The sequence below is a fragment of the Pseudomonas sp. ACM7 genome (genome assembly GCF_004136015.1).
Taxonomy (GTDB): domain Bacteria; phylum Pseudomonadota; class Gammaproteobacteria; order Pseudomonadales; family Pseudomonadaceae; genus Aquipseudomonas; species Aquipseudomonas frigoris.
On sequence record NZ_CP024866.1, the window covers coordinates 5,752,849 to 5,774,482 of the forward strand.

Genomic DNA, 21,634 nt, shown 5'->3' on the forward strand with positions numbered 1-21,634 from the left:
TTTCGAAACAGAATGCAGAAGCGAAACTTTGACTAGACACTTAATAAAGACCCTACTTAAATCAATAACGACCAAACTTCTGTCGGTATTCCGCTGGCGTTAAGCCAGTCAACTCTTTGAACATTCTCCGCAAATTGGAATCACTGCTGAAACCAAGCTCTAGGCTGATTGTGCTGACGGTTGATGACGTCAACGTGAGGCGTTCGCTGACCTGGTTTAATTTTATAAGACGGGCATAGGCTGCAACCGCTAGGCCGGTTTCTTTTTTGACCTTGCGCGCTAGAGTGCGCGCGGACATTCCGAGGTTATCCCCCAATTTGTCCACTGTAAGTTGTTCAGCCGGCAATTGCTCAACGAGGACAATTAGCTTACGCAATAACCTGTCGGGCTGTTCCATTAGGCTTATTGTCTGAAAGGCGGTGTGAACGACTGCCGGGCGTGGTAGCACCATCAACTTGATGAGGTCTCGAAAAATTTCAGAGCTGACATTCTTTTCGATTAGCGCCTGGGCAATGGGTAGATATCCGTTTACGCCTGAAGCTGTGGCCGTTCTCTGATTAATGATGCAGGTCTGCTCGCTTTGCCAGCGCACCTTTTTATAGCGTTGAGCCATTGTCTCCACGAGCCACCATGTAATCGTCGCCGCCTGATCATTTAACTGACCGCTCGCTGCAAGTAGACAAACCCCCGTGCAATAACTCAAAAGCGTGCATCTTTTGGCACGATTCGATAGCGCTGCCACCAAGGGCGAGTGAGCTACCAACACCGTTTCAACCTCCTGCGACGACTCTGCCCAGAAACCTGGAACTAGGATGGCGTCCAGCTCGTCGCTGTCGAGGGACTCTGTCGCCTGCAACGTTACGCCATGCGCACATTCAACTGACCCGATCTGCACCGCAACATAGACAGTCTCAAACAGATCATGACCTGTACGCCGATTCGCTGCGTACAGAAGGTCAGCGAATGCAAACAACCCCGCAGGCATGCAGTTGGAGAAAAGGAGCAGTCCAATTCGTAAGGTTCTGGGCATGGCTGAAAATGAATCGATTATGGCTAATTTCGCCATTATGGCCTCAGTATCGAATTGGCACCATGAGATCTCTTTCCAGGAGGGTTTTATGATGAAAATTCAACAAATTCGAAATGCCACAATCATTGTCGAAATTGGCCTCTATCGTATCCTTGTCGACCCAATGATGGCGCGAAAAGATGCGCTTCCGCCGTTACGATTATTCGGCGCCAGGCAGCGTAACCCAATCGTCGAATTGCCGGATTCAACCCCGGCTGTTCTCAATGCGGTAACCCACTGTCTAATCACCCACTGCCAAAAGGGGCACTTCGACCACTTGGATCGAGCAGCTAAAAAATGGCTTCGCGATAGACAAATTCCAGTGATCTGTTCACCGCACGACGCGCCTCATCTTGCAAAGCAAGGCCTAAACATCCAGCCGCTTCCTGAAAATCATGAGCAGCCTAATCTCTTTTTGGGCGGAACGATTCGTACAATCAAATGCACCCATGGGAAAGGCCTGATAGGCAAATTGATGGAGCACGGTGTCGGTTACTTTATCGAAATGCCAGGCGAACCCAGCCTATATCTGGCTGGCGATACAATTCTCACGCCGACCATAAGGGATTTCGTGCTACATCATCAGCCACAAGTCAGCGTAGTACCTGCTGGAGGCGCACAATTTGATTTTGGTGACGATATTATCATGGGGATTGACGAGGTCGTTGAATTCACCCGGTTGAAACGCGGAACGGTGGTAGCCAATCACATGGAGGCGGTCAGCCATTGCCCGGTAACTAGACCTGCGCTCGCTAAAGCAGGAAAACTAGCCGGTATTGACCAGCGCTTGCGGATCCCAGCAGATGGCGAAATTATGGAGTTCATGTTTTAACTAATAGCCATCGTGAGGTGTGTCCACTAGCTTGTATGCCGGCACGAATTTAGAAACTTCTTGCGGATGCTACGAAAATTGGCACTGATAGGGACGGTGTCAAAATGGACGGCATCCTCGAACACCTGCGGAGCCGGGCCAAGAATCTCAAGCGCCAAACCATTGTTCTCTGATTTTGTTATCAGGTTCCACTAACGCCTTGGCTGCCGAAGTGCATTTCCGTGTTAGTCGTGGCCTACTCGTTGAGTCCAATCGACCTTGTCCCCGATTTCATTCCTGTCCTCGGGTATCTGGATGAGGTTGTCATTTAAATACTCTGGCTACCAATTAAAAGACCAATCAGTCTATATTATGAGGAACATTTACATGCTTTCTGAATACCAAATGACGCTGCCAGCTATTGAACTGGAGGCCTCCGAAGGCCGAGCAAAGGACGTTTTGACCAAAGGTAAAGCACAAGCAGGCGTTCTCCCAAACATGTACTCCCACATGGCGAACTCGCCTGGCCTGCTGGAGACATACCTGGAAGGCTATTCAGCCTTCCGTAACGAGTCAGGTTTCACATCGGCGGAGCAGGAGTTGATTTTTTTGGTTATCAGTCGCGAAAACGGATGCGAATACTGTGTCTCGGCTCATAGCGCTATTGCCGATATGAAGTCAGGGCTCACCCCGCAAGCCACCAATGCGATTCGTGACAACACGGAGATAGAAGATAAAAAACTCTCGGCATTGGCCGCGTTCACGCGTGTGATGTTCCATACCCGGGGGTTGCCCTCTAAGTCAGACGTTGAAGCATTCCAGGGGGTCGGCTATGGCGAACGGCAAATCTTGGAGGTCGTTCTGGCGATTGCGATAAAGACGTTGAGTAATTATTCCAATCACCTCTTTCATACCCCTCTAGACAAGATCTTCGAGGGCAGGGCTTGGCAGCAGGAATAACCGCTTCCGGAAATTTGAGCTCGCTCTGCTTCTTGGCGATCATCCCAAGAGAGATGGTCGTAAGCACTGCACGCGGTCTCCCTGGCAGCTCAGACCGTGCTAAGTGGCCTTCTCAGGTACCTTCCTCATACGGTGATGAGGCTAGGCTGTAACAAACGAAATTCCAACGACGTCCATGTATACCTTGGCTTCATGCAGGATCGCAGATCGTCTGCACCGCTTCGCGCTTTCTGGCGATGCTAACGCGGTCAAGGTTGAAGATACCTGCAAATATGTTTCGACGTCGGACAGCTTGCACCAATTGTAAACCTTCAGCTCGGCAGTCTCTCGCCTCACTTTGTTGCCACTTTTTCGGCGGCATCAGTATTTTAATTTGGCGACACTGCCACCGACTCAGCAACGATAGTTGTTGTTCTCTTCATTCAATTGGTAATCGAGGTCAAAGCGAATGAACGACCGCCGACAGTCAATGTGAACGCCTAAAAAAGCTCGAACTCGCACCGTTGTATCCAATGTGTAGGTCTATGGAGGTAAAGCGACATGAATAATGATGACCGTGATAACGACTTCGAATCAGAACCAACGTCCGATGCCCCACCCACCGATACATCGGGAAAACCCGTGAATGTGGTCGAAAGAGATTTACAGGACGCGGACAGCGACACCAAAGGAGTCGATGAAACCATTACGCCATCTTCTACCCGAACCAAGGAACAAGAGGTTGAGGAACTCAATCGAAAAACAGCGGAGATAGAACGTAAGGTTGCGGATGGCAACTAGCAGCAGGCTTGAAGTATGTTTGACCAAATGAGAAGCGGGAGGTCAGTGTCAGACCTCCCGTCGTTCAGTCAACCTTTTATGAAGTACCCAATCCTCGAGATTGATCGGCCGGCGTCTCGGATGCTGCCCGGAGCTCCCCTTCCGGTTTCACGTCTACGTCTGAGTGATCAGTCGTTTTTGTCACCGTATCGCGCACCGCATCAAATCCCTCCCTCGCCTGTTGTTTTACCTTGTCGGCCAGGCCTGCGCTGGTCTTGCCCATATAGCGTTGCTCAGTCTCCGTCGAAGGCAATACCGCCCCCAACATCGCCCCTAACGCGATACCTGCAGCGGCTACCATCAGAGGCTGCTGCTTCAGCAACTGGCTGAATTGATTGCTCATCACTTGTGTACTGCGCACCAAACGGTCGCTGGCGTCATGAACGGCATGGCTGATGTTTTCGGTGGCAGCCTCCAGGTTGTCCCCCAGGCTCGCAGCTTTACCTTTGACGGCCTGGTACCCTTCCTTGAACGTGTCGGCGGTCTGGTGCAAATGGTCACGCGCGCTGTCGATGCCGTCGGCCAGCCCATCGGCCCATTCTCCGACTGTGTTCTGATCCGGGCCGGCGCGATAACCAGGGCGAGGGGTTGGCGGACGGTTCTGGCTCATCATCAACCACAACAATCCAACCGACGTCAGTACCGCAGGAAGGGGATTATTTCGAACGCTGGTGCCCAGGTTGGTCAGGAATGTCGTGCCGTTGCTCTGCATCAAAGACAACGCCTGATCGAACACCTGACCCGGCGTGAATTTGCTTTCTAGGGCATCAACGATGTTGCCGATACTCGCCCGCTGCGCATCGATTTCACGCTCGATAGCCTCTGGGCTTTTCTGCGACTCAGTTTCGAATTCACTGTTCATGAGACTTTCCTCCGCAGCGCTTCCTGGTCTTTGCTCAAGGCATCTAGCGTGCGATCAGGCTTGAAGTGGGACGGCTCGAATTGTTTTTTCCCGGACTGCAGCATGGCGAACCCTACGATCATCACCACGACACCGACAATCAGGGCTGCCAACCACGGGGCTAGGACAGTGCTCAGGCCATAGACGGCGGACATCAATAAGATGATGAACCCTGCCATCAGCACAATCACACCACCCGCGACACCGGCAATGCCTGCTTTGAGCGTCGTAAGGCTCGCCTGAAGCTCTGCTTTGGCCAAAGCGAGTTCCTTGGTGAACAGCGCAGGCACTTCACGGGATAGCTGCCGTATCAACCCGACGACCGAAGCGTCGGGATCAGGCACAGGCACTGGTCTTGAGCCCGGAAAATCTGGATCATCTCTGTTCATCACAGTGCTCCTTTGACGTTTGTTGAACCGGGTGTCGAGTTCGTTGCGAAGTCCAAAGGATGATCATGCTCATTCGGTGAAGGCGGGGTGATGCCAGTGGCCAGGCCGGGGCTTTGATCGGTGCGAGATGGAACGGAGGTTTCATAGGGTCGTTGAGCGCCAAAACCACCTGACGGAGGCATTGAGTTACCTGCTGCTGGATCGCTGGTATCAGTGAATGTCGCCGCAGGCGAGCTCCCTGCTTTCAGGAAGCGCGATAGACCAAAACCCAGCGCAACACTGCCGGCGATGAAGAGTGCAGGGTTGTTACGCGCGAGGTCGGCGGCGTCATGAAGCAGCTGTTCGGCACTTTTTCCACGCAGATTGCCCGCCAGGCCACTCATGGATTCAGCCATGTCTGCAAGGTAATCGGACATGCCGAGCGTGTCCTTGCTTTCGATCTCGGAAACGAAGGACTTCGCTCCTTGGGCCAGCGCCTCTATCTGGTCTGCTGCCGTGTCGCGGTATTGTCCAAACTGCGCGTCTGCTTGCTGCCTGGCGTCGCCAAGCGCCTCAGTAACGTTTTCTTTCAAGTGTTCGAAGTTCTGCTCTGTCCCTCCGGAGTTGGGTTTATCTGGCTGACTTCCGGTGGTGCTGTCTGAAGTATTCATGTCGTCCCTCGCCTTCTGGATGAAAAAGCGTTATCAGGGTTCGCCACGAAGTGCCCGCAGCCCCCCCTCATTTCAGATGACGGAGCAGCGTTATAGGGAGTTCCAATGAAATGATGAGCGATGCAACTTCTCCCTAGATGCCGAAGGATAGAAAGACTGCCCCATCAATCTGTACGCCTTTGGGTCATTTCGATGGAACATTGTTTACAACCCGTCCTCTATCGCAACACCAGCCGAACCTGAGGATGTCACCATGATTCACTCACTAACCGGTATGAAGCCAGGCGAGCGTTACGCCGTCGAAAGCCTCGAACGCACTCGTAATTTTTCAGGCTTCTTTCTCGATGGAAAGTATTACCTGGAGCCCGAGTTAATGACCGCCGTCGGGTGGCTGGAAGGTCAGCAATTTTTGTATGACGAACTTGACCCTTTAGGTGAACCAGTGTTTCCAAATCGGGTCGCTGGCACCATCGAAGACCTGACATTAACCTTGGCCGATGGTGCACGTCTGAAGTTGAACCAGGTGCGCTATACCGCCCAAGTGGATCCCCCCACACAAGGAATCAACGCCACCCCTGATCTTTACCGTCGCAAGGCGTCTGGGCCACTCTGCGACAAACTGGTGGTCATCACCGGGGCATCAAGCGGCATAGGTCGTGCGGCGGCACATGCGTTCGCCAGCGAGGGCGCCCGTCTGGTGCTTGGTGCTCGTGATGAAACGGCGCTTGCTGAAGTCGTCGAAGAATGTGTTTCACGCGGTGCGACGGCCCTGGCAGTTCGCACTGATGTGACAAACAGCGAACAGATGCGAACGTTGGCCGATCAGGCTGCCGCTTTTGGGGACGGTCGCATCGACATCTGGATCAACAATGCAGGTGTCGGTGCGGTGGGCAACTTCGAGGAAACACCTCTTGAGGCTCATGAGCAGGTGCTGCAAACGGATCTGCTCGGTTACCTGCGAGGAGCCTATGTGGCTTGGCCCTATTTCAAGGCGCAAAAACGGGGTATTTTGATCAATACCCTTTCACTCGGGAGCTGGGTCGCACACCCCTACGCAGCAGCTTACTCGGCCAGCAAATACGGTCTGCGGGGTTTGAGCGAAGCGTTACGTGGTGAGCTGAATGAGTATCCTGATATACATGTCTGCGATTTCTATCCAACCGTCATGGACACACCGGGATTTCGTGACGGGGGTAATTTCACCGGTCATGCCCTTAAGCCACCTCCACCCATTTATGATCCGCATCTCGTCGCCCAAGGTATGGTTGCCTGCGCGTTACGTCCAAGGCCGAGTACCACCGTGGGAGGAGCAGCCACGATGGCGCGACTAGCGCATTTTTTGGTGCCCGGCTTTCCCCTTCTATATGGATGGCTGACTCGTATGGGCCTGGAACACAGCCCACAGTCGGCATCGACATCAGGCAACCTTTTCGCGCCGCCAAGCGGTCAACGTCGCATTGAAGGTGGCTGGCGCGCAGCCAAGCGGAGACCTTCCATGCTATTGGCAGTCGGCGCAACGCTATTAATTGGCGGAGCTCTGTTTGCGCTTTATCGTCATGGACGGCGCGAACGTGCTCTCTACGAAAGAGCATGATTAGAGTCATGGAACCTGCTGGCATTATTTGAGAAACAGCAGGCCGCACGTTCACACCTGGATCCAATCGCGAGATGATTGGCTCACAAGCCTATGAGTCATCGGCATTTTGCGAGGATTTCCGAAATTCCAAGGTAAACAATCGACTCATCAAGTCTCGCGACATTTAGTGCTTCGCCCGATGTCTCCGAACGCAAAAACAGCTGGCAGGCATCCCTGACAGCTGGAGCGTTACTTACTTTTTGGAACCTCCAGTCATTACAGCCCCAAAAATCTGCTTGGCGGTTTGCACAATGACGCCAGCTTCATCCGGATCGCCTTGCAGCAAGGTCGAGGCAAATTTCTTCGCCTGCTCAAGTTTGATATGCGGCGGCAGTGGTGGGACATTCGGGTCAGTCTTGAATTCGATCAGATCCACTTCGGACTTTGCCACTGCCGCCAATATATGGCGACGGTAATCAACTCGGCCATGTTGCTCATCTGCATTGCGCCATCGCCGACCAGGGCAATCACTGTGCGTTTCGGGTGAGCGAATTTCGCTGCAATCGCATACGGCACGGCGGCGCCCATGGATGCCAGGCCGCCGGAAAGCGAACACATCATGCCGCGCCGAATCTTCAAGTCACGCGCGAACCAGTTAGCGCACGACCCTGAGTCGCTGGTGATGATGGCGTGTCCAGGAAGGCGTGGTGAGAGTTCGTAAACCACCCGTTGCGGGTTGATCGGATCAGCCTTGGCCAAGGCGCGTTTTTCCAACGTTTTCTCCCAGGTGGCGCGCCAGCCTTCGACCTTTTTACGCCACTTGCGTGGGGTCTTGTGTTCCAGCAATGGCAGCAGCGCCGCCAGGGTCTCGGCCGCATCGCCCACAAGGTTCACCTCCATCGGATAGCGCAGGCTCAACATGTCAGGTTGAAGATCAATCTGGACACCGCGCGCCTGGCCTTCTTTAGGCAGAAATTCGGAATAAGGGAAGCCTGAACCGATCATCAGCAAAGTGTCGCACTCAGTCATCAACTTGTAGCTGGGCTCGGTGCCGAACAGGCCGATGCTGCCGGTGACCCACGGTAAATCGTCGGGCAGTACCGCTTTACCGAGCAAGGCCTTGGCGACACCAGCGCCGAGCTTCTCGGCAACTGCAATGACTTGATCGGTCGCAGCCAACGCGCCAGCGCCAACGAGGATGGCGACTTTTTCGCCGGCATTCAGCACATCCGCTGCTCGCTGAAGATCCGCCTCATACGGAACAACCCTCGGTTTGCTATCACCGACGCCTGAATGAACGGTGCCGTGTTCCCTGGCGGGCGCCTTGTATTCGGCTTCCTGCAAGTCATTGGGCAAGATCAGCGCGGTCACCCGACGCTCGCTAATTGCGGTACGCACCGCCCGGTCGATCAAGTGCCGGACTTGCGATGGCGTCGAGGCTTGTTGCACGAATGCACCAGCTACATCCTTGAACATAGACAGCAAATCCAACTCTTGCTGATAGTGGCCCCCAAGTGCTGCACGCGCTTCCTGGCCGACGATGGCCAACACCGGCATGTGATCCATTCGCGCATCGTAAAGCCCCGTGATTAAATGCGAAGCGCCGGGGCCAGAGGTCGCAATGCATACGCCCAGCTCTCCCGTGAACTTGGCGTGAGCGGAGGCCATGAACGCAGCCATTTCTTCATGCCGTGCCTGAACGAATTCGATTTTGCCTTGGGCACGACTCAGCGCCCCAAAAACACCGTTGATACCGTCCCCCGGATAACCAAAAATCCGCGTTACGCCCCATTGGCTGAGTCGCTCAACCAGAAAATTGCTGACTGTCGTTGTCATTAATCCTCGCCTTTCGCCTATGCGTAGAGTCGCTGCTGGAACGACAGGTGAAGCTCAGCCAACCTTGTCGTTGTCCTGTTCGGGCGTTTCAATGCCAAGCTCTTCTTCGGGGGCTTCGTGCGGGTAACCAGGTAACCCCCGGGCCTCATTCGGCCCTTGACGATGGCCTGGCGAATTCCTTTTCTTATCCCTATCCGTGGTGGCATTCGGATCTTCATTACGGCCAGCCTGGCCTAGCACGCAGCCGTCGTCATTGGGGTTGTCCAGATCCTTGATGGGTTTGTCCTGAGTAGTAGATGGGGTTTTCATAGATGCCTCCAATGCAAGGTTATGAGACTCTTTGGAGACACGTTCGGCGCCAGAGTGCAGCTCAATCAGCAGTAGCTTGATAGCATTGCTTCATCTGGTGCATGACGGACGCGGTTTCGCTTGCGTGCCGGATTTTGCGGTCAAGGATGCCCTGGCTGATGGGAGCCTCAGATCTGTGTTGGATTCGTACATGACCCGCACCACTGTTTTCCAGATTCTTTGGCCTAGCAGTAAGCAAATGTCTCCGAAGGTGAGAGCGTTTGTAGACTTCTTTGTAGACTTCTTTGTAGAGCTCGGAAATCACCTCGTAACGAGTGAAACGTGAAACGTGAAACGTGAAAAATGATTCGCCCCTCCCCTGGGCTATCAAGCGGTTGAGTAGGATGCTGACAAGGTGCATGTCGTAGGTTTTTAGTATTTGCTGATGCCGGTTTCGACCGGGAAGATCGTGACCTAAAGTAATCCATCCAGCTTTTTTGACGGACTTCTGGTTGCTCTAAAATCAAAAGCCAGCCGCGACTACGTCGCAAAAAAACGATCCATCCTTGCCCTGCGGGCAAAGCCGCCTTCCGCCCTTCCCTGCCATTTACTTCCTTTTAAATTTCCTGAGACAACGACAGAGGCAAAAGCAACGGCGAAGCAATCGAGTCGATTGCCCTAAAGCCGTTGGCTATTGGAAAAAGCGGTGTGATGAAGATCCCTGCTTTTTGTTTGGAATCAAATATAATAACTCCGTCGCTTTTTTTTGATTTCAAGGGGGCTCGCAAACTATTTTTTCAGGGGCATGGCTTCTAAGCCTCCCCTAACAGTTCGTGACCTTCACCCTGCTCTCAACGATCTCGCTAGCCGTGGAGGCTCTGTATCGATTTGAACAGGCGTTTTGGCTACGTGCTCACGCCAAGAGCGGTTTGTCCTCACGCCAGACGCGAGCTAGCGCTTCATCGGCTTTTCGCTGAAGGTCGGATCGGCTATGAACAAGATCAGTTCTCCTAGCGGACGGTTTGAGCTGTTCAACGTCCGAATCGACATTCAGCAGTATTGCCGAGAGGCTTGCGTACATGGTTAAGACGGCGGCGACCACATCACAGTGCAAGAATGGCTTCACACAGGGTAAGCCTGTCTCCGCAAGTTCGATGCCTTGAAGGCAGCATCTCGCAGCAGCGAGTGCACCTAAGGTAATTTCCAGTGTTCGCTGTTGACTGTGACCTTGAGAGTCAACCGCAGGCTCTTTGATAAAAGCACTGAACGTTCGAATATCGTTGTCGGCGTGGGCCTTCATGACGTCCATCAGTTGCTCCACCTCATAGATGGTCTTTTTCCGCTCGTCCTCCAGGTTACAGGCAGCAGATTTTCGTAGCGCCATGAGGAGAAGCGCAAGCCCGAAGCTGGCACAGACGCATAACGTGGCACCGCAGCTTGGTACCGAAGTATCGGCCGCAATTTTGTCTCGAAAAGACTCGAGGCTTGATGACCAAATGCTCATCCGCAGCACATCCTTTAAGGCAGGGTATGACTAATTGGGTAGTCGCTCTTCATCTACTGGGCCCGGCGTAACCCTGTCTCTGTCACCCGCCGGTTCCTCTTCCCTACTGACGTGCTCTTCGTCCGTCCCCTCACCGAAGTCCTGCTCATTCAACTGATCTCGGTAGTTCTTCTCTGGTTCGTTGTCTCGCCCTGCTTTATGAGGATACCGACCTGCTGACATAGGCATGACAGCAGGTCAGCTGTTATCACCGTTCTCCGCGCGTCCCGCCATGACTATGTTGCCCGCCGATTCGAGCTTTCTCAGCCTTGTCAGTTGCGACATTGGCATTAGGCTCGCTTTTGCGCCCCGCCTCTTTGACTTTTTGAGGGTCATCGGAAAAGCCGTGATGCGGTTCTTGTCGTTTGGTCATGGCTGATCTCCTTAAAGCAAAAAATAGTTACCTTCATTTGAGGCGGCACCATAAGCCTTCGCCCAGTTGACACGACCAACGGGAATTAGCCGCCGCCATAATGAAAAAAGCCTCTTCAAATGCGACTACTGCGGCTCAATCAACGCGGTCATTGTTCTGTTTCGGTGTTTCAATAACCGTTTCCGTTTCACCGTTCGGTTGCCGCGCAGGCGGTATCGAGGGTGCCTGATCATTTTCTGAGTCACTTGGGTAGCCGGGCAAGCCGCGCGCATCTTCCGGAGTCAGAACATTGCCCGCAGAGTCGCTTTCGTGATCCCAGTCGGTAGTCGCATTTGGATCTTCGTCGCGACCGGCAGTGCCCAAAATGCAGCCATCATCATTCGGATGGCTCGAGTCATTTTCTGGCAAATTTTGAGTGCTGGTTGAATGCGGTTTCATAGGGGGGCTCCAATGCGGAGTAGTGGGTCTTCTTTGGAGTAACCCAGTGCATCCAAGTGCAGCGCAAGGGACAAACGGTGTGGGTATCCGCTTCAGTACCCACCGGAACTGAAGAACACAGAGCCAAATGCCCATTTCAGCCTGTCGAAGACATAAGAGTGGGAAAAAGGATTTTTTCGGCGCTTCACTCGCTGCCTGATTATCAGATCACTTTAAGAAAGGGTCGGCCATGGATCTCGTATTTCTCGGTACTTCAGCAGGCGTTCCGACCCGAAATCGAAATGTGAGCGGCACCGCTTTGCTCGAGTCCGCAGGCAGAGGTTGGTATCTGATCGATTGTGGTGAAGCCACTCAGCATCAACTGTTGCGTACTCCATTGTCTTTACACGAGCTTCGAGGATGCTTCATCACGCACGTTCACGGCGATCATTGCTTCGGCCTACCCGGCTTGCTGGCCAGCGCCGCCATGTCGGGACGTCTCGAACCACTACATATAGTGTTGCCGGTTGCCCTACATGCCTGGTTGCGTCTAAGCGTGACTGTAAGTGAGTCCTACCTACCCTTCGAGTTGCATCTGCATGCGAGCGAAACCTTTGAGGGCTGGCGAAATGGCAATGTTCAAGTCAACACCGTTGTCCTCTCCCACCGAGTCCCATGTCATGGCTATATATTTTCCGAGGCCACCCCTGACCCACGATTGGATGTGCAACGCCTCGAGACAGATGGTGTCCCCCGAGGCCCTCTTTGGGGAGAGCTGGCGCATGGACATGATGTTGAGCATGCTGGACAGATATTTCGTTCCAATCGTTATTTACGGCCTGCCCGACCAGACCAGCGCATCATCATTTGCGGCGATAACGATTCCCCCGAACTATTGACGGAGGTGGCGCCTGGCACAAACGTGCTCGTGCACGAGGCGACCTTCACTCAGCCTTTAATCGATCGCACGCGGACGACTTATGGACACAGTAGTGCCGCTGCTGTGGCGCGTTTTGCTGAGTCGGCACGCATCCCAAATCTAGTGCTTACCCACTTCAGCGCGCGCTATCAATCCAACCCCAAACTTAGCCCGTCCATTGATGATGTCCGCGAGGAAGCAGCGGCACACTTCACCGGCGAGTTGATCCTGGCGGATGACCTGCAACGCTACCACCTGGGTCGGGACGGTCGCCTGAAGCCTGCCATCGGCCGCTTGTCGCGATGCTGATTACTATTTGTAATCAGCGCCGCGCTTGCAAATCAAAATGAGGGGCCGTGCAATGAAGTGGAGCTCAAGCCTTCCGCCGGCACCCCGACCCCAGCCGAGCCCTGAGCGCTTTTGCTGAAGCAGTATGGAAGCAAAAAGCGGGTGAAATTCATCGAACGATAACCGCGTGCTCGTGCTCGTGCTCGCATTCACTGATGAGTCCAACCGAATTACGTTCCAGTCTCGGCCCTGAGAGATAGAGCCGCAATCTGCTGTCATAAATTGTCTCAGCTGAACCTTGCGCTGGTATTGAAATCGTCGTGCCTTGGCGGTACTTGTAGGACACCATTCGTTAGCAGGAAGCGCACCATGGGGCCCAGATTCAGAGTGATTGAAACCACCAGACTAGAGGATGGCAACAAGCGATATAGGGTTGTAGATCTGGTTGAGGGAGGCTCAGCGAGCAAACACGGTGTGTTTGAGGTTAGAGCTGAGGCAGAGACTGTTTGCTCGACATTGAACACCGAGCATAAATGGCCGACTGAGATAGGGATGCGTCGTGCCGCACCGGTTAGCTCTCAATGATCTACACGATTATCGAACCTGCTTTCCAACTCTATTACCCGGGGGCGCAGACGAATGCCTCCAGGTCTCCGAGAGCTTATTACCTCATTACGTGGCCTCGTCCTCCTAGAGGCAGAAAGGCTCTCTGAGAACTCAACATGCTGAAGACGTTTGACACGAACTCTGCTACCTCATGCAACAGATAACGCGTCAAGTCGCTGATTTGAAGCAATGAAAGTCCGCCAACAAAAAGGCCCTCGAAGGGCCCTTTTGTACTCAAATCAACTTACTTGGCCAGCCAAGACTCTACGGTGTCGGAGCCATACTGAGTTTTCCATTCCTTCAGTGTTTTGTGATTGCCGCCTTTGGTTTCTACGACTTCGCCGGACTCAGGATTCTTGTAAACCTTCACCTGGCGAGGCTTGCGAGTGCTGCTCTTCGACTCAGCAGTGGGTGCGCGACGACCTGCCTTTGGATCAAGTAGGTTGACGATGTCTTTTAAGCTGAAGCCGTACTTCGCCAATAAGGCACGGAGCTTTGTTTCGAATTCGATTTCAGCCTTCAAGCCCGCGTCACCTTTGAGGGCTTCGAGTGCTTGAAGCTGTTCAGCTAGGTGTTTTTCGAGCTGACGGAACTCTGCGAGCTTGGACATGGGAAATCTCTCCGTGATTGTTATTCTAACGTTACACCAAAAACTCCAATTTGCATGAAGCGAGGTGCGTTTACTTTACTCATTAAGTCGTCTCCGTTGCAGGATTCGCACTTGAGCAAACGTCCATTAATAGACATTTGGCGACGAGTGAAGGTTCGTAATATCGCAACAGAACATTGGTGTGATGGCGCCGCATCTGACTCTGATTTGCGGAACGGAATTGTCAGCGGTGGTGTCGTTTGTATTAGACACCTTGGTGTCGAAATCCCGTTCAGATAAAGAGGTAGTTTTCATGAACAATATCATCTACATCGTTGGGGCAGTGGTGATCGTCCTAGTCATCCTGTCGTTTGTCGGCCTTGTATAGCCTACCCCAGCTGAAACCCATTCTGGTGACGCCGCTAGCGGTTCAGTCCGAGCTAAACCACGGTACTCAGAGGAGTTTCAGACATGTATCCGACGACTCCTGACGGTCGCTACTTTGTGGTCAAAGGACAGCTGTGGCGTTGCACCAACCCATCGTTAAATGAAGATGTGCGACAGCGTCTTGTCGACGAACTCATGGAAGCGCGACGTGAGGTAAAGGCAGCGAAAGCCTCCGGCGATCCTGGGCAGCTAAAGTTGGCCAGGGCGAGCGTCCAAACAACTAAGGTGGCGCTCGGGGAGCGCGGGCCGGTTTGGTGGGACGACGGTAGCCCTGACTTCAATACATGTCAGGTCGCCAATACACCCTATGCCGACTGGTATCCCCCGGTGTCAGGATAGTTGTCGCCTCTCCGGTTTTTCCTGAAAAAGCATATCGGGGGCGGAAAGAGACTGGTCGTGCCGTACTATTCACCAGAACGCAGAGCCGCAGTAGTCAAAATACTGCTTCCCCCACTGAGCCTGTCGATGGCCGAGGTTTCGCGGCGCGAAGGGGTCAGCGAAATGTCTTTGTCCAACTGGCGCAAACAGCTCAGTTCTGAAGGAAGTGCAGTGTTCGAAAACAAGCCGTTGGCCGAGAACTGGTCAGCCGAAACCAAGTTTGCTGTCGTCCTTGAAACGGCCGGTTTGTCCGAGATCGACCTGGGCAAGTATTGCCGCCGCAAAGGCCTTTACACCGAGCAAATCACTGCCTGGCGACAAGCCTTTATCGCCGGCCAGAAGTCGGTAAAAGCCCAGCAAAAAGAAGACCGGGAACAGACTCGCAAAGAAAAGAAATGCATCCAGGAACTTGAGCGCGAACTGCGCCGAAAAGACGAGGCGCTCGCTGAAACAGCTGCGTTGTTGGTGCTGCAAAAAAGCTCAACGGTAACTGATCCATAAACCCCACCTATCCAAACAGGCGGCGTCTGAGGTGGGGAGGAATCAAATCATGCTGGCGCGGAGGCCATTCGCGGCGCAGCTACTTCATTTTTTGTGGCTTGATATCCACCACCGTGCCCGCTTGTACGTTTTTGATCGGTGAAAGCAAGTGCGGCGAAATATTCCAGCGTTGGCTGGTGTCGGTTACCACTGTGACGGTCTTGCGGTTGAACTTCATGACGGTACCGGACAGGCGCTCACCACTGGGTGAGTCGAAGCTTACCCGTGCTCCTGGATGGAACTGCATCATCGATTTATGAGCTTCCAACGACTCCAGCATCTTCAGCCGTTCGATAATGTGATGATTCAATGTCACTAACTCATCGACACTCAGATGATCAATATTGATACTCATGATGCCCTCCAATTCCAGGGTAGTAGCGCTTCAACGTCTTCAACCGACTCAGCCTGCGGTAATCGCTCCAGTACATGGCGCAGCCACGTATAGGGCTCCTGGCCGTTTGCCTTGGCGGTCTCGACCAGACTGTAAATCTGCGCACTGGCTGCGGCGCCCTTGAGCGTATCGCTGAATAGCCATGCTTTGCGACCGATCACAAACGGTTTGATTGCTCTTTCGGCGGCATTGTTGTCGATCGGTAAAAAGCCAGCCTCTATATAACGCTCCAGCCGGCTCCAGTTACTGGCCAAATAACCCACGGCCTTGCCCAAGGCACTTTGTGATGTGACCTGGGGATGAGTTTTCTCCAGCCAGTTTTTTAACTGGCTGAGCACCGGCAAGCTCTGTTCCTGGCGACCGGCAAAACGCTGTTCATCGGTCATCTCTTTCAACCCACGCTCGATGCCGTACAACTTGTTGATCATCGCCAGCGCAACATCGGCTCGACCGGTTTTGCCCTTGGGCTGCACTTTTTGCGCATCGACAAACTTGCGCCGTACATGGGCCATGCAGGCCAAACGCTCGATACCCGGCTGCGCGCCAAAAGCGTTATAGCCGGCGTAATCATCGGTCATCAGATAGCCGCGATAGTCGGCGAGCAGCCGCAACGGCACCTCCTGCGCTCGGATGGTGGTGTAGTCAAACAGGATGACTGGGCGCTCCGGTGGGCCACTGGCTTGTACCCACATCCAGGATTGGCTGGTCGGGTCTCGGTCTGGCTCTTTCAGCACCTGCACTCGCGTTTCATCGCAGTGAACAATCGGACTCTCCAGTAACCGATCACGCATCAGATTCAGCAGTGGCTGGAAGTGTTCGCAGCACTGGATCACCCAGCGCGCCAAGGTATGACGCGGAATATCGACACCGTGACGAGCGAGGACTTTTTCGAAACGGTGCAGCGGCAGGCCATCGACGTACTTGGTGGTCAGCAGCATCGCCAATACGCTGGGGCTGGCCATGCTTTTTTCGATCAGTTGCGCGGGTTTGTCGGCGGTGACCGGTGCTGTTTCGCAGCCTCGGCAGCCGTAGACCTTGCGGATATGTTTGATCACCCGGATCTGCATCGGCACGATCTCCAGCTGTTCGCTGGTTTCTTCACCGATGGCGTGTTTGCGGCAACCGCAAGCGCAGGTCAGTTCGTGCTCGGAGAGTTCGTGGATGACCTCGATGCATGGCAAGTCAGCCGACAGTGGCTTGCGTTTGCCACGGCGCTTGGTCGGGGCGACAACTTCTCCGTCAGCTTCAACGGGCGCTGGCGTGTCGATACTTTCGGCTTCATTAAACAGCAGCAGTTGTGGCGTCGCCGGATCAGCGGTTTGCTCTGACTTGCGCCCGAACAGGCGCTGACGAAGTAGCGCATTCTCTTCTTCAAGAAGAACGACCTTCGACTGCATCTGAGCAAGTAATTGCTTGAGCGCAGCCAGGTCATCGGGAAGGTTGTCGGGCATGGAAATCATGGCCCGGATTATACCCAATCAAGCAACGAATCGCGGCGTCAAAACCTGATGAGGACGATTGCGCCAGAGATCAAAACCGTCGAGCAGCCAGTTCAGTTCCTGAACCGTCAGCACGATGGCTTCGTCGGTGGCATCGGGCGAGGTTTTGAAACGCTCAGACTCCAGGCGCTTGAGCCAAAGGCAGAAGCCGTTGCGCTCCCAATAAAGGATTTTCACTCGATTACGAGGGCGATTCAGAAAGACGAAAAGCACGGGGTCGAATACCGCTACCTTGATATCCAGCTCGACCAGGGCCGCGAGGCCGTCGATGGATTTTCGGAAGTCCACGGGCTTGGGGTATAGGTACACTTTTTCGACTTCGGCGTCGGGACGCATCATGACGGACTGGCTCCAGAAAGAAATCGGGAGCACAGCATCGGACATCAGGTTTCGGCTTGGAATGTGGGCTTCATGGAGCGCTTACCCAAAATCGGCCACCGCAACCATTCAAACCGGATGAAAAAATAACTCTATAAATCATTAGCTTATCTAACTTTGCACTTTTCGTATTTTAGTTCGGTGGTTCTCTTGTACTCATGAAAAACGAAGCTCATGAACACAAACCGGCGCAGCGAACTTCGCCTACGGGGCATCGAAGGACTCTATAGATCTCAGAAATCACCTGCATCGTTGCGTCTTCGATCGTTCCTTCATTACGGCATAAAACCCAGCCGTGATCTGCAATCGCTCGCTCGAACGCCTTGGTACAAGCAACTTGTTCTTCCAGCGTATGGATCACGGTACTGCTCAGCCCACGCCGTCGTGCCGCTGCCCTCGCCCATGAAACATCAGGGGCGGTGACAACCCCGACATGCAGGTCTGGCACTCGCACATTTCGATCAATGTTCAACTGTAGAATCTCTGCAAACGGGACTATCCGGCGAAACGCGGCATCAGACGGGTACCAGCGATCGATCAAGATGATGCTGTCTGGTGGCTGTTTAGACAGCACGTGCCGGGAAATCCAGGTACGGCTATCAGCAAAGCGCTCACAAACCTCCAACTCCAAATCCCGGGTGGGATTTCTGACGAGTTTGTTAACGAGGGTCATTGTTTCACCCCTAAAGGGATCGCTTTTTCTCTCGCAAAGTCGGATCACCTTTTTGTTGTCTGCCCTCAGTACTTTCGTAACGGCTTCCAACAGTGTGGTTTTGCCGGCTCCTTTGGGCCCATCTAGAGAAACAAACAGCGGACGATTCATTCTTCACATAACGATTGATATACGGTTTTTTTGCCCGGTTCGTTCGCTGGAACCGCTTGGCGCGACTACGCGAATCGAGTGGAGGGTGCTTATAAACAGACATTGACGAACACTCTAACCTGATTTCTGACTGAAAGGTTTCAGAATCCAGGGTTACAGCCCCTTATGAACATCGGTCATCGCCCATCTGTTCAATTATGTGTCAGGGTGGAACTTCTCCACAGGAACATTTAGTGGCGCTCTACTTGACGGAGGCAACAGCTCGGCCCCAGGCACGTTCGTCTAGAACCCTGAAACGGAGAAGCCAACGTAAGCACCTTGAAACCTCACCCCGCACTGGACAACGGTATCTAACTTGCCGCCGCGAATTTCACAGGCGGCACCCTGCAATGCCTGTGTGCGACCGACAAGGTCGAGGTCAACATCGACGCACAAACCCTGCATAACCACGCGTGCGGCTGCAGCAAATGCTGGAAACCACAAAACGCGACATTCGCCGTCATCGCCGTGGTGCCTCGAGATAAGGTCAGCGTCATTGCCCACGGCGAAAAACTGGAAATTGTCGACGAAACCGCCACCATCCAGCGGCACGCCTGCAAGCAGTGCCACGCCCATCTCTTCGCAAAAAACAACGATATGCGCCCCCTACCTTGCCTAATTCCTGAGGTTTGAGTCCATTGCAGCTCAACAGCGCGGACGTAAACACCAGAATCACCGAATCGCCTAAAAGCGACTTTGCAATCATCCGCACAACCAACCCGGCTCGTTGGGGCTGTGACGTTCACGTCACCATTGCAGGATGATCAACACCATGAAATCAGGCTAATCCCGGCACCATCAAACGCCTACCGAATGCTCCAATCGTCCAATGAGATCAATGACGGCTTGGGTCTCTACACAGTGCAAGCGAACCGCTTGTAAAACACAAAAGGGGATACCTTGGTCGTGGAGGCCTGGCGCCGCGTGAAGGCCGCCCTATCGTTGCCCAAATATCTGTTTGAACAGTCTCGACGGGGTCATATTTTTTGATTGATGAGTCCATACCCACCTCAAGGGGCTTCAATTATCCAATGATGATCCTGTGGAGCTATGTGATTGCAGCAAGAGTCCGAACGCCAGTTTCAATTCACTCGGTTGCGCCCGCTGCGCTTGGCTTGGTAGAGGGCATCATCGGCACGAATCAGAAGGCTTTCCACATCGTCACCTGCTTTGGCGAGGGCGACACCAAAGGACGCAGTTACAGTGTCTAGCACCTCATTCGTGCCACGAACCTTGATCCGCAGTGCCTGAATTTTTAAGCGCAGCTGCTCAGCAAATGTATGAGCACTGGTGAGATCAAAACACTCGTGCAGGACTACACAGAACTCTTCGCCACCATAGCGTGCCGCCAAGGCCTGAGGCGGGATTGAGTTCCGTAACACCTGACCAACATGCTCAAGTACCCGGTCGCCCAAAGGATGGCCATACCGGTCATTGAACTGCTTGAAATGATCGATATCCAGCATGACCAATGCCACCCCGTGAGGCGTGTTGATCAATGCATGCTCCAGCAAGCGAGTGAAGGTAGCTCGGTTCAACACCTTAGTCAGCCCATCCAAAGATGCCGCCAGCTGGGCTCGCTCGAGCTTGTCTCTCAGACTCTTAATTTCATTTTGCGCTGTGTGCAGCTGGGAGAGGAAAAGCTCTTGCTGATCCTGCATGACCTGGGTGCTCTGTTGCAGCTCGCTCAGAATGGCAGGCAACCTCTTGTCGACCGGCTCCGCGAGCATTTCCATGCAATGACCAAGACTGGCTTGAAAGTTGGCACTGCCATTCACGCTACGCGAGACATTACGCTCCATGTCGTCAACCAGATTGATCGCTTGTTGTTGCCCTGCGCGCGCCTCCTCCAATTCGTTACGAATGATGTAGTCGCGGAAAAGCTTCGTAGCGGATTCTGGAGGGAAACAGTCGAAGTCTTTGACCACCCTGTCCAGATGGCGATTAAGCTCTGGCTCCTGACCTTTGCTGTAGGTGTACCAGAGAGCATAGTGCACGGGATTTGGTGGAATGTTGTGACGCACCATCAGTGGTACGGCCTGCTTCAGCAGAGCCGCCGCCTCGCGGGAGTCCTCTGGATACAGCGCTAGGGCAGTCGCACGCGTCTCTGATTGGCTCATAACGTCACTGTGGTTGGTTTTTATTGGCATATATGAATTCGGGGGGCAGCATATCCTTACGTACACCAAGCAGCCATACATAAGTTCATCTGCAAGATGTCCAGCGAGGCGACTGCGAGCGCGGACTATCCATCACCGTTATGCCTCTGGATAGCACCCAACTGACTTGTGAATACCATTTTTAGCCTTGTAACTAGCATAGTTAGCAAGGCGTGATAGTCGGAAACTCACGATCAAGGAGATATGGCTTTCAATCACCTTTATCACATTGCCATTCTTATGCGTTCAAGCCGATCCAGCCAGGGATACCCGCGTAGAGGCCAACCCCAATGATCAGCACCCTGAAAATCGAAAAAGGGTCGTAGCTTTGTACTCTCTCACTGCCTGCGTTCCCGTCGATTACGGAATCATCCCAGGCATGTTCCCAATTTGACACGATCGCCGTGTTGGAAGAAATTGATGATCCGCCTCCTCTCTTCGACCTTAAATCCTTTGGCTGTATCTGCAGCCCAAATTTTCGACACGATCGATTGGATGTTCCCCAACCGGCCACTGGCCCAGTCGATTACTGGGTGCCTGGTTTCCTAATAGGAGTGACAAATTGCTGAATCGGCCCGACAAAGATGCGCTACGTGCGATGCTGGAATCGCAAGTACAAGAAAAGCTACAGCACGACCCTGATGCGGTAACGACTTATGCAGCACAGCCTGAACCCGAACGAAAGCCATACACCAGTAAACCCACGGTTCAGGACAAGGCATTTCACAGGGAACTCGATCAGATGCGTGCGGATGCTGAAGCCGGAGTGATACATAAATCAGTGCGCGAGCCAATGGACGATGGTGAGTCTAGCCTTGCGCTCAATGATTACCCTGGCTTGAAAGAGGCAGGCTCTGCATCAAATCAGTGGTGATGTTTAGCGCCTGTGCTGCGGTAATCGGCGCCTAGCCGCCCTCCTCTTATGCAAGCTGTCGACGCATGG

The 21,634-nt window shown here is 53.5% G+C and carries 22 protein-coding genes and 4 pseudogenes; 11 read left to right on the plus strand and 15 right to left on the minus strand.

Annotated features, from left to right (window positions below; all coding sequences use genetic code 11):
* Positions 1 to 61: 61 nt before the first annotated feature.
* Complete coding sequence (locus tag CUN63_RS27405; protein ID WP_256657609.1) at positions 62 to 1,066, minus strand: GlxA family transcriptional regulator; 1,005 nt, start codon at positions 1,064 to 1,066, stop codon at positions 62 to 64.
* 55 nt (positions 1,067 to 1,121) lie between these two features.
* Between CUN63_RS27405 and CUN63_RS27410 the strand changes: the two genes are divergently transcribed.
* The 4 genes and pseudogenes from CUN63_RS27410 to CUN63_RS27425 all read left to right on the plus strand — a co-directional run bounded on the left by CUN63_RS27410 (position 1,122) and on the right by CUN63_RS27425 (position 3,620).
* Positions 1,122 to 1,901, plus strand: coding sequence for an MBL fold metallo-hydrolase (locus CUN63_RS27410; RefSeq protein ID WP_129445175.1), 780 nt, complete (start codon positions 1,122 to 1,124; stop codon positions 1,899 to 1,901).
* Between the two features lie 188 nt (positions 1,902 to 2,089).
* Positions 2,090 to 2,209: pseudogene (locus tag CUN63_RS32455) on the plus strand (YkvA family protein); the annotation flags it as partial.
* Between the two features lie 58 nt (positions 2,210 to 2,267).
* Positions 2,268 to 2,840 carry a carboxymuconolactone decarboxylase family protein gene (locus CUN63_RS27420; protein WP_129444037.1) on the plus strand — a complete coding sequence of 191 codons (573 nt, stop codon included), beginning with the start codon at positions 2,268 to 2,270 and terminating at the stop codon, positions 2,838 to 2,840.
* Between the two features lie 540 nt (positions 2,841 to 3,380).
* On the plus strand, positions 3,381 to 3,620 hold the full coding sequence (locus tag CUN63_RS27425) for a hypothetical protein (protein WP_129444040.1): 240 nt from the start codon (positions 3,381 to 3,383) through the stop codon (positions 3,618 to 3,620).
* Between the two features lie 76 nt (positions 3,621 to 3,696).
* Here CUN63_RS27425 and CUN63_RS27430 read toward each other — a convergent pair whose 3' ends face one another.
* Genes CUN63_RS27430 through CUN63_RS27440 form a run of 3 tightly spaced genes read right to left on the minus strand, consistent with a single transcriptional unit; the run spans position 3,697 to position 5,599 of the window.
* The gene (locus CUN63_RS27430; protein WP_129444042.1) at positions 3,697 to 4,521 is read right to left on the minus strand and encodes a DUF3618 domain-containing protein; all 825 of its coding nucleotides are present in this window, start codon (positions 4,519 to 4,521) and stop codon (positions 3,697 to 3,699) included.
* A complete protein-coding gene (locus CUN63_RS27435) occupies positions 4,518 to 4,949 on the minus strand; it encodes a phage holin family protein (protein ID WP_129444044.1) in 432 nt (143 codons plus the stop codon). Before CUN63_RS27435 ends, CUN63_RS27430 begins: the two co-directional genes overlap by 4 nt.
* Positions 4,949 to 5,599, minus strand: coding sequence for a hypothetical protein (locus CUN63_RS27440; RefSeq protein WP_129444046.1), 651 nt, complete (start codon positions 5,597 to 5,599; stop codon positions 4,949 to 4,951). Before CUN63_RS27440 ends, CUN63_RS27435 begins: the two co-directional genes overlap by 1 nt.
* 253 nt (positions 5,600 to 5,852) lie before the next feature.
* Between CUN63_RS27440 and CUN63_RS27445 the strand changes: the two genes are divergently transcribed.
* Positions 5,853 to 7,193 carry an SDR family oxidoreductase gene (locus CUN63_RS27445; protein WP_129444048.1) on the plus strand — a complete coding sequence of 447 codons (1,341 nt, stop codon included), beginning with the start codon at positions 5,853 to 5,855 and terminating at the stop codon, positions 7,191 to 7,193.
* A gap of 235 nt (positions 7,194 to 7,428) precedes the next feature.
* Here CUN63_RS27445 and CUN63_RS27450 read toward each other — a convergent pair.
* Together CUN63_RS27450 and CUN63_RS27455 are read right to left on the minus strand one after the other, a co-directional pair.
* Positions 7,429 to 9,011: pseudogene (locus tag CUN63_RS27450) on the minus strand (thiamine pyrophosphate-requiring protein).
* A 54-nt stretch (positions 9,012 to 9,065) separates the two neighbouring features.
* Complete coding sequence (locus CUN63_RS27455; protein WP_129444050.1) at positions 9,066 to 9,320, minus strand: hypothetical protein; 255 nt, start codon at positions 9,318 to 9,320, stop codon at positions 9,066 to 9,068.
* A gap of 76 nt (positions 9,321 to 9,396) precedes the next feature.
* Between CUN63_RS27455 and CUN63_RS27460 the strand changes: the two genes are divergently transcribed.
* Entirely contained in the window at positions 9,397 to 9,645 is a 249-nt protein-coding gene (locus CUN63_RS27460; RefSeq protein WP_256657612.1) for a LysR substrate-binding domain-containing protein, read from the plus strand.
* 567 nt (positions 9,646 to 10,212) lie between these two features.
* Here CUN63_RS27460 and CUN63_RS27465 read toward each other — a convergent pair.
* The 3 genes from CUN63_RS27465 to CUN63_RS27475 form a co-directional block, all read right to left on the minus strand.
* Positions 10,213 to 10,803 carry a cyclodeaminase/cyclohydrolase family protein gene (locus tag CUN63_RS27465; RefSeq protein ID WP_129444054.1) on the minus strand — a complete coding sequence of 197 codons (591 nt, stop codon included), beginning with the start codon at positions 10,801 to 10,803 and terminating at the stop codon, positions 10,213 to 10,215.
* A 247-nt stretch (positions 10,804 to 11,050) separates the two neighbouring features.
* Positions 11,051 to 11,215, minus strand: a complete 165-nt coding sequence (locus tag CUN63_RS27470) for a general stress protein (RefSeq protein ID WP_129444056.1) — start codon at positions 11,213 to 11,215, stop codon at positions 11,051 to 11,053.
* Positions 11,216 to 11,350: 135 nt separating this feature from the next.
* Entirely contained in the window at positions 11,351 to 11,653 is a 303-nt protein-coding gene (locus CUN63_RS27475) for a hypothetical protein (protein ID WP_129444058.1), read from the minus strand.
* Between the two features lie 229 nt (positions 11,654 to 11,882).
* Between CUN63_RS27475 and CUN63_RS27480 the strand changes: the two genes are divergently transcribed.
* On the plus strand, positions 11,883 to 12,860 hold the full coding sequence (locus CUN63_RS27480) for a ribonuclease Z (protein WP_129444061.1): 978 nt from the start codon (positions 11,883 to 11,885) through the stop codon (positions 12,858 to 12,860).
* Positions 12,861 to 13,689: 829 nt separating this feature from the next.
* Here the strand turns inward: CUN63_RS27480 and CUN63_RS27490 are convergent.
* Complete coding sequence (locus CUN63_RS27490) at positions 13,690 to 14,055, minus strand: histone-like nucleoid-structuring protein, MvaT/MvaU family (protein WP_129444065.1); 366 nt, start codon at positions 14,053 to 14,055, stop codon at positions 13,690 to 13,692.
* Positions 14,056 to 14,505: 450 nt separating this feature from the next.
* Here CUN63_RS27490 and CUN63_RS32460 point away from each other — a divergent pair, with 450 nt between their 5' ends.
* Entirely contained in the window at positions 14,506 to 14,820 is a 315-nt protein-coding gene (locus CUN63_RS32460; RefSeq protein WP_129444069.1) for a hypothetical protein, read from the plus strand.
* A gap of 57 nt (positions 14,821 to 14,877) precedes the next feature.
* Positions 14,878 to 15,342, plus strand: a pseudogene (locus CUN63_RS27505) (transposase); the annotation flags it as partial.
* 97 nt (positions 15,343 to 15,439) lie between these two features.
* Here CUN63_RS27505 and CUN63_RS27510 read toward each other — a convergent pair.
* From CUN63_RS27510 to CUN63_RS27525, 4 genes are all read right to left on the minus strand, one after another.
* Positions 15,440 to 15,754: a hypothetical protein gene (locus tag CUN63_RS27510; RefSeq protein ID WP_129444071.1), complete on the minus strand. Its 315-nt coding sequence runs from the start codon at positions 15,752 to 15,754 to the stop codon at positions 15,440 to 15,442.
* Entirely contained in the window at positions 15,751 to 17,253 is a 1,503-nt protein-coding gene (locus tag CUN63_RS27515) for an IS66 family transposase (protein WP_129444073.1), read from the minus strand. The genes CUN63_RS27510 and CUN63_RS27515 overlap by 4 nt, the downstream gene beginning before the upstream one ends.
* A gap of 18 nt (positions 17,254 to 17,271) precedes the next feature.
* On the minus strand, positions 17,272 to 17,676 hold the full coding sequence (gene tnpB, locus CUN63_RS27520) for an IS66 family insertion sequence element accessory protein TnpB (RefSeq protein ID WP_256657613.1): 405 nt from the start codon (positions 17,674 to 17,676) through the stop codon (positions 17,272 to 17,274).
* Positions 17,677 to 17,842: 166 nt separating this feature from the next.
* Positions 17,843 to 18,493 (minus strand): dTMP kinase, encoded by a 651-nt coding sequence (locus CUN63_RS27525; RefSeq protein ID WP_129444075.1) that lies wholly within the window; start codon positions 18,491 to 18,493, stop codon positions 17,843 to 17,845.
* Positions 18,494 to 18,811: 318 nt separating this feature from the next.
* On the opposite strand from CUN63_RS27525, the pseudogene CUN63_RS27530 reads away from it, so the two are divergent.
* A pseudogene (locus tag CUN63_RS27530) lies at positions 18,812 to 19,120 on the plus strand (GFA family protein); the annotation flags it as partial.
* Between the two features lie 494 nt (positions 19,121 to 19,614).
* Here CUN63_RS27530 and CUN63_RS27535 read toward each other — a convergent pair.
* Positions 19,615 to 20,652, minus strand: coding sequence for a GGDEF domain-containing protein (locus tag CUN63_RS27535; RefSeq protein ID WP_178082682.1), 1,038 nt, complete (start codon positions 20,650 to 20,652; stop codon positions 19,615 to 19,617).
* Positions 20,653 to 21,253: 601 nt separating this feature from the next.
* On the opposite strand from CUN63_RS27535, the gene CUN63_RS27540 reads away from it, so the two are divergent.
* Positions 21,254 to 21,565, plus strand: a complete 312-nt coding sequence (locus tag CUN63_RS27540; protein WP_129444079.1) for a hypothetical protein — start codon at positions 21,254 to 21,256, stop codon at positions 21,563 to 21,565.
* Positions 21,566 to 21,634 lie beyond the last annotated feature (69 nt).

What these genes read in the sequence shown, in the direction of transcription:
- CUN63_RS27405 (WP_256657609.1), bottom strand. Translation starts at nt 1,066, where the DNA reads ATGGCGAAATTAGCCATAATCGATTCATTTTCAGCCATGCCCAGAACC.
- CUN63_RS27410 (WP_129445175.1), top strand. Translation starts at nt 1,122, where the DNA reads ATGAAAATTCAACAAATTCGAAATGCCACAATCATTGTCGAAATTGGC.
- CUN63_RS27420 (WP_129444037.1), top strand. Translation starts at nt 2,268, where the DNA reads ATGCTTTCTGAATACCAAATGACGCTGCCAGCTATTGAACTGGAGGCC.
- CUN63_RS27425 (WP_129444040.1), top strand. Translation starts at nt 3,381, where the DNA reads ATGAATAATGATGACCGTGATAACGACTTCGAATCAGAACCAACGTCC.
- CUN63_RS27430 (WP_129444042.1), bottom strand. Translation starts at nt 4,521, where the DNA reads ATGAACAGTGAATTCGAAACTGAGTCGCAGAAAAGCCCAGAGGCTATC.
- CUN63_RS27435 (WP_129444044.1), bottom strand. Translation starts at nt 4,949, where the DNA reads ATGAACAGAGATGATCCAGATTTTCCGGGCTCAAGACCAGTGCCTGTG.
- CUN63_RS27440 (WP_129444046.1), bottom strand. Translation starts at nt 5,599, where the DNA reads ATGAATACTTCAGACAGCACCACCGGAAGTCAGCCAGATAAACCCAAC.
- CUN63_RS27445 (WP_129444048.1), top strand. Translation starts at nt 5,853, where the DNA reads ATGATTCACTCACTAACCGGTATGAAGCCAGGCGAGCGTTACGCCGTC.
- CUN63_RS27455 (WP_129444050.1), bottom strand. Translation starts at nt 9,320, where the DNA reads ATGAAAACCCCATCTACTACTCAGGACAAACCCATCAAGGATCTGGAC.
- CUN63_RS27465 (WP_129444054.1), bottom strand. Translation starts at nt 10,803, where the DNA reads ATGAGCATTTGGTCATCAAGCCTCGAGTCTTTTCGAGACAAAATTGCG.
- CUN63_RS27470 (WP_129444056.1), bottom strand. Translation starts at nt 11,215, where the DNA reads ATGACCAAACGACAAGAACCGCATCACGGCTTTTCCGATGACCCTCAA.
- CUN63_RS27475 (WP_129444058.1), bottom strand. Translation starts at nt 11,653, where the DNA reads ATGAAACCGCATTCAACCAGCACTCAAAATTTGCCAGAAAATGACTCG.
- CUN63_RS27480 (WP_129444061.1), top strand. Translation starts at nt 11,883, where the DNA reads ATGGATCTCGTATTTCTCGGTACTTCAGCAGGCGTTCCGACCCGAAAT.
- CUN63_RS27490 (WP_129444065.1), bottom strand. Translation starts at nt 14,055, where the DNA reads ATGTCCAAGCTCGCAGAGTTCCGTCAGCTCGAAAAACACCTAGCTGAA.
- CUN63_RS32460 (WP_129444069.1), top strand. Translation starts at nt 14,506, where the DNA reads ATGTATCCGACGACTCCTGACGGTCGCTACTTTGTGGTCAAAGGACAG.
- CUN63_RS27510 (WP_129444071.1), bottom strand. Translation starts at nt 15,754, where the DNA reads ATGAGTATCAATATTGATCATCTGAGTGTCGATGAGTTAGTGACATTG.
- CUN63_RS27515 (WP_129444073.1), bottom strand. Translation starts at nt 17,253, where the DNA reads ATGATTTCCATGCCCGACAACCTTCCCGATGACCTGGCTGCGCTCAAG.
- tnpB (WP_256657613.1), bottom strand. Translation starts at nt 17,676, where the DNA reads ATGTCCGATGCTGTGCTCCCGATTTCTTTCTGGAGCCAGTCCGTCATG.
- CUN63_RS27525 (WP_129444075.1), bottom strand. Translation starts at nt 18,493, where the DNA reads ATGAATCGTCCGCTGTTTGTTTCTCTAGATGGGCCCAAAGGAGCCGGC.
- CUN63_RS27535 (WP_178082682.1), bottom strand. Translation starts at nt 20,652, where the DNA reads ATGAGCCAATCAGAGACGCGTGCGACTGCCCTAGCGCTGTATCCAGAG.